At 48.9% G+C, this 6699-nt stretch carries 4 protein-coding genes; 1 reads left to right on the top strand and 3 read right to left on the bottom strand.

The features are described from left to right. Positions 1 to 344: 344 nt before the first annotated feature. On the bottom strand, positions 345 to 1340 hold the full coding sequence (locus IGR76_13475) for a hypothetical protein (protein ID MBF2079487.1): 996 nt from the start codon (positions 1338 to 1340) through the stop codon (positions 345 to 347). 394 nt (positions 1341 to 1734) lie between these two features. Between IGR76_13475 and IGR76_13470 the strand changes: the two genes are divergently transcribed. Next, a complete protein-coding gene (locus IGR76_13470; protein MBF2079486.1) occupies positions 1735 to 2169 on the top strand; it encodes a peroxiredoxin in 435 nt (144 codons plus the stop codon). Between the two features lie 114 nt (positions 2170 to 2283). On the opposite strand, the gene ndhD1 is transcribed toward IGR76_13470, so the two are convergent. Both ndhD1 and IGR76_13460 read right to left on the bottom strand, forming a co-directional pair. Further along, a complete protein-coding gene (gene ndhD1 / locus IGR76_13465) occupies positions 2284 to 3888 on the bottom strand; it encodes a photosynthetic/respiratory NAD(P)H-quinone oxidoreductase subunit D1 (protein MBF2079485.1) in 1605 nt (534 codons plus the stop codon). Positions 3889 to 4005: 117 nt separating this feature from the next. Next, the gene (locus IGR76_13460; protein MBF2079484.1) at positions 4006 to 6087 is read right to left on the bottom strand and encodes an NAD(P)H-quinone oxidoreductase subunit 5; all 2082 of its coding nucleotides are present in this window, start codon (positions 6085 to 6087) and stop codon (positions 4006 to 4008) included. Between the last annotated feature and the right edge of the window lie 612 nt (positions 6088 to 6699).

Here is a 6699-nt window from a genome sequence, read left to right as displayed (position 1 = left end):
CTCATCTGAATTCTGCTTGCTGCTTTCCTTTTTGGATCAATTGGATAAAGTCGAGCTAAGTAGATAGTCGTAAATAAATAAAGCTCTTCGTAGGATGGGTTAGCGATAGCGTAACCCATGCTGTCAAAGGATTTGATGCGTTACGGCTACGCCTAACACATCCTACATTTAATTAGGGTCACCTACTTATAGCCGTTTCATACTGAATCCGATTCACAAAGTAGCACTATTTCAGAGATCCCTCTCAACCTTCCCTACCCTGCGGGAAGCCGCTTCGCGTCTAGAGCAAGGGGATGTGCCGTCAGGCGGTGGGGTTAAGTGTCACCCCATAGCAGGACTCCGTATCAGTCGGATAACGGTTCAAGACCTGGTACCACCTCCCGCTTCTCAGCATTGGCCTTATCTAAATCTGATGCTTCGGCAAGGGGCGAAACTGTACCAGGAGAAGACTCACCAAACAGACGAAAGGTGATCGCTGTTTCCACACCTACATTCTCAATGGGCAGAATCGGTAAACTCACATTGGCCTCGGTGTCGAGGCTTGTCTCTGTCGATGGCAAGACTTCATTTACAGGTGAAGGACTTTCTGGAACACTTGGCGTTACTGGGGGTATGGTTTCAGCAATGGGTTCCTGAGCCGAAGGCAGAAGGTAGCCCGAGGAGTTTGCGACTCGCATCGTCGGTGCTTGTGTACTACGTTGAGTTGATAAATCCGGCATCACAACGCCATAGTTTGGCATAGGCCGCAAAGGTATAGGTATATTGAATGCTTCTGTTGCCTCCGTCTGAAGGGTAGAGTCCTTACCTTCGAGCGCATCGCTGTCTGCCCGACTGAGCACGCCCGAAGATGCAATGGGAGCCTCAGCGGTGGTAGAAACGTTGGGAATAAACTCTTGCTGCTGCAATAACTCTGGAGAGTAGTCTCGGAAGCTATATTTGGGAGTGTTTGAAGCCGAAGAAATGAGCAGAGAGCCTACAACGGCTGTAGCAGCGAAACTTCCCACCCCCATTAAACTGTTGCGAATGAATGTCTTGGAGTTTGGAAACATCCCAGACGTAGAGCCATAGCGATAGTCGAAACTATGGGGCACTGAAAATAAGCGTTCGTCTACGGAATAGCCAACGAATTGCTCGTAGTGGCTCCGAAATTCTTGCTCAAACTCACTACCGTCTTTCGAGGATACGTTCGTAGAGCGTGATGCTGAAGACGGACTCTCTGGACCAGGGGTACGGCTCTGCTGTGCGAGGAAGCGCTGATAATATTCGTCGAATTCTTTCTTTGCTTGAGAGTTGTTGTCACTATCGGTGTTTAGCATAGGGGAATTACGATTCTCTGTCATAAAAGTGCTAAATCAGTGCCGCCAGACTTCATTGAATCCTGGATTCGCAGAAGGAGGCTCAAGACCGGCAGTGCGTAATTGTCAGGAGATCAGTATTGATGATTGCACCCTCTGCGAGTGTGTACATCTCAGTTAGGAGACAGGCCGCAGAATCCTTTGTATACCAGTGGCTTTAGACATATCCTAACTTGGTGTCAAGATAACTGTCTAACTGGATTCAGATGAGTATAAACCTCCTATGCCAGTACCGTTGAATTGCTGAAATTACTGTGAACACAAGGTTTATGCACCTATAAATTCTGTATGGATCACAGAGATATTCGACAGAAATGGTAGGATCATTCACGAAATCTTTAAAGGCCGTAGGGTTTGTATATAAGAGGAGACCAAAATCATGGCATTGTCAGTTGGTAGTCCCGCACCTAGCTTTTCTGCTAAGGATGACGCAGGAAATACGGTGTCTCTTGCAGACTTTGCAGGTAAGACGGTTGTCCTATACTTTTATCCCAAGGATGATACGCCGGGCTGTACAAAGGAAGCGCAGGGATTCCGTGATGCTTATCCTGAATATCAAGATAAGGATATCGTAGTGCTGGGCGTCAGTATGGACGACGAAGCGTCCCACAAGATGTTTAAGGAGAAATATGGCCTACCGTTCACCCTAGTCGCTGATTCCGATGGAGCGATTACCAAGGCCTATGACGTTAGTGGCGGTGGTTACTCTAAGCGAGTGACATACATTATCAATGGCGACGGTGTCATTGAAAAAGTTTTTGAGAGCGTGAAGACGGATACCCATGCAGCGGATATCTTGGCTGAACTAGCCTAACGATGACGGGCAACAACACAGAAACAGCATTAAAATAGGAGCCGCTAAAAAGTGGCTCCTATTTTTGTTTCAGGCTGGGGCGATCGCCTCAAGCCTACTGATTGATACTAATCATTAGGTTCCAGAAGGGATCTTAGGAGCCCAAATGGGAAACGTTGTTGCCAGGGAGGCTTCCTCAGATGTCATCGGTTGCTCGGCATTGAGCGTTGGTATAGCATCGCGCATCAAGGCCGTAATCTGAACGGTTTTAGCATCATAGACTTGGGTAATCAGCTTTGGATAGAATCCAATACCAATAATCGGAATTAGCAAGCACGCGATGATGAAAACTTCGCGGGGTTCTGCATCAACCAAAACCTCATGGGAGACCAGTTCCTTGTTCTCAGGGCCGTAGAAAATCTCACGAAGCATGGATAGCAGGTAGATCGGGGTCAAAATCACCCCAATCGCAGCTAGGCACACAATCACAACCTTAAAGGTGAGGCTATAGGCATCACTAGTCGCGAAACCCACAAACACCATCAGCTCAGCTACGAAACCGCTCATTCCGGGTAACGCTAGGGATGCAAGCGAACACGCTGTAAACATGGAGAAGATGCGCGGCATTTTCTGACCTACACCGCCCATCTCATCCAAGATCAGGGTATGAGTGCGATCGTAGGTTGCCCCCACCAAGAAGAATAGGCTAGCTCCGATCAACCCGTGGGAGATCATTTGGAGCACCGCACCGCTTAAACCTAAGTTTGTGAATGAGCCAAGGCCAATTAGCACAAATCCCATGTGGGAAATGGATGAGTAGGCAATCTTGCGCTTGAGATTTCGCTGGGCAAAGGATGTCAACGCGGCATAAATAATGTTGACAACACCCAGAATGACCAGCACCGGAGCAAAGTAAACATGAGCATCCGGCAACATTTCCACATTCATCCGAATCAGCGCATATCCTCCCATTTTTAAGAGGATGCCGGCCAGAAGCATGTGTACAGGAGCCGTCGCTTCGCCGTGGGCATCGGGTAACCAGGTATGCAGCGGAAAGATCGGAAGTTTAACGGCGTAAGCAATCAAAAACGCAGAATACAGGAGGAGTTGCAGCTTCAGCGGAAAATCCTTAGCCATGAGCGACTGCATGTCGAACGTGACTGACTCTCCATAGAAAGCCATCGCTAGGGCGGCGACCAAAATAAAGAGAGAGCCACCCGCCGTGTACAAAATGAACTTGGTGGCAGCATAGAGTCGTTTCTTACCACCCCAGATTGCTAACAGCAAGTAAACGGGGATCAGTTCCAATTCCCATACGAGGAAAAACAGCAGCATATCCTGAACCGCAAAGACGGCGATTTGTCCGCCGTACATCGCCAGAATCAGGAAGTAGAATAGGCGTGGTTTGAGGGTTACAGGCCATGCCGCTAGGATTGCGAGAGTGGTAATGAAGCCCGTCAAAAGCACCAGCGGCATCGAAAGGCCATCCACCCCAACTGACCATTTCAAATCTAGCGATGGAATCCATGAATAGCTCTCCACCATCTGCATTCCAGAACTTGAGAAGTCGTACTGCGTGCAGAAAGCATAAATGATGAATGCAAAGTCGATCAGGCCAACCGTCAGCGCATACCAGCGAACTGTTTTCCCATCTTGATCTGGCAGGATGGGAATGAGCAACGATGCGGCGATGGGGAAAAGAATAATGATAGTTAACCAGGGAATATTAGCAACGTCCATTGCCAGATATCTCGTAATAAATTGACGTGAATGATTGTTTTTTATCGAAACAACTGTGTGTGGCGATCGCCCAAGGGCTACCCTAATGGAGATCGCTCACTAAGGTAGCCAGGGACTTTACGCGACTCCAGACAGAAGTACTAAACCCAGAACAGCTCCAAAAACAATCAGTGCATAGAACTGGGCACGGCCACTTTCGAGGTACTTGAGTCCTTCACCCGAAACCAACGTCACAAATCCAGCAAGGTTTACAACACCATCCACGATGCGAACATCCATTTCAAGGGCTTGCTTCGCAATCCGACGACTACCTTTCACAAAGACTGCATCGTAGATCTCGTCGATGTACCACTTATTGAGAGATAGCTGATAAAGAGGCTGAATCCGCTCTGCAATCTTTGCGGGATCAATTTTGTGGGTAAAGTACATCAGCACTGCTAGGGAAATGCCAATGAGGCCGATGCCGACAGAACTCCCCCCCATAAGCAAAAACTCAGTCCAATCAAAGGCTCCAGAAGCTTCCACGATCGCCTCTAGCTCTCCAGGGGGATGGATAAACGCTTCAAAGTAGTTTGCAAACGGAGTACCCACCAAACCGACTAAGACCGACGGCACAGCCAGCAGCATCAGGGGCAAGGTCATACTTAGAGGCGACTCATGGGGAGACTCGCTATGCCCATGATCATCGTGGCCATGATGATCATCGGCCTCATCATGATCGACCGTAAGTTCTTGGGGATCCATTGCCCCTGGTCCAAAGGCAAGCCCCAGACGCTGGAGTTGTTCAAGCTTGAGTGTCTTGCGAATATCCGCGTCATTACCTCGGAATTCCCCTTCAAAGGTAGAGAAATACATGCGGAACATATAGAAAGCCGTGATACCAGCCGTGAGCCAGCCCACTAGCCAAAGCGTTGAATTGACCTCAAAGGTCGATCCCAAAATCTCATCCTTGGACCAAAATCCTGCAAAGGGAGGGATACCACAGATTGCCAGGGTGCCAATCAAAAAGGTTGTCGCCGTGATGGGCATAAACTTCCGCAGTCCGCCCATCAGTCGCATGTCTTGTGCCAAGACGGGATCATGCCCAACAACCCCCTCCATACCGTGAATGACAGAGCCAGAGCATAGGAACAGCATCGCCTTGAAATACGCGTGGGTCATGAGGTGGAATAACCCAGCACCGTAGGCTCCAACGCCCATCGCCATGACCATGTAGCCCAACTGAGACATGGTGGAATAGGCTAGACCTTTTTTGATGTCATTCTGTGTAATGGCAATGCTCGCCCCAAGGAACGCGGTAAACGCCCCAGTCCAGGCAATCACATTCATAACGCCTGGGAGCCCTTCAAACACCGGGAACATGCGAGCGATGAGGAACACTCCAGCCGCAACCATAGTCGCCGCATGAATAAGGGCGGAGATGGGTGTAGGGCCTTCCATGGCATCGGGTAGCCAGACATGGAGCGGAAACTGAGCTGACTTTGCGACGGGGCCGAGGAAGACCAAGATGCAAAATAGAGAAGCTAGACCAACACTTAAGGCACCCGATTCAACCAAGTCCATCAGGCGACCGCCAATTTCGTTGAACTCGAAGCTTCCGGTAGCCCAATAAAGTGCCAACATACCTAACAGAAGGCCAAAGTCACCGACTCGGTTCGTTACAAATGCTTTCTGACAAGCGTCGGCTGCAGCTTTTCGGTCATACCAAAACCCAATGAGGAGGTATGAACACATCCCTACGAGTTCCCAAAAAATGTAGATCTGCACTAGGTTAGGGCTGATGACAAGCCCCAACATGGAGGATGAGAACAAGCTGAGATAAGCATAGAAGCGCACGTAGCCTGGGTCATGATCCATGTACCCATCGGTGTAGATCATGACCAACAGCGCTACGGTGGTCACGATGACGAGCATCAGTGCAGCGAGATGATCGATGGTGTAGCCCATCGAAAGATGAAAATCTCCTGCTGAAGCCCAATCAATCATTTGGGTATAGGCTGGATGCCCCTGAACTTGGCTCCAGAAGATGCCAAAGGACAGGGCCATCGCCGTTCCAATCAAAAAGACTAGAAAACCGGAAACAGCTTTTCGAGCACTGCGAACTGCCTGGGGGTAGGATATTAGTCCAATGCCGACTACCATCGCCCCAAGCAAGGGCAGAACTGGAATCAGCCAGGCGTACTGGTATATAGGTTCCATGACTTGCGCCTACTTTATCTTTCGTAACTTTAGTTGGCAAAACCGCTTACATTGTGACACACGGTTGCTTACAAATAGTTCCACTACGCCTTGAAATCTCGTAGGAATTGCAATACTTAACATTTACCCGTTAGAAAACTGATGGATTGCAGATTTCGTATGGTGGACGTGCCTCAATAATGTGCATTTAGTATCGAGGACAACGCAATCCATAACTGTTCGTAACCAACAATCTAACGGGAGGTGAACATAAGCGGATATCGCCCCCTAGGATAAAAGGTTAGGTTCACAGCCAAAAATCGGTATAACCCTTGCTTGCAGGGCGATCGCGCCAATATTAAAAGAAACGTTTATTCGGATTTTCTTATGAATCTCGTCTACTGAGGGGCATAGAGCAGAAGGCGATCGCACCTCAGCGAGCCTTCTCTTAACCCAGTCCCACAGATCGACAGGTTTCTCAAAAGTACTGACATAACGACTGCCTGTTAGTGGAGGCGTACACAGCCCTTATATTTCCAGACGACCAAGAAGGGAGTTACTAGTAACTCTCCTCGATTGAATGAACTACCCCGCCGCAAGCGGACGGGGTATCAGAATCAAAAAAGAGCAAGT

Source organism: Synechococcales cyanobacterium T60_A2020_003, from assembly GCA_015272205.1.
Lineage (GTDB): Bacteria > Cyanobacteriota > Cyanobacteriia > RECH01 > RECH01 > JACYMB01.
The sequence above is the reverse complement of the archived record's forward strand: the minus strand, read 5'-3'. Positions and strand labels throughout refer to the sequence as shown.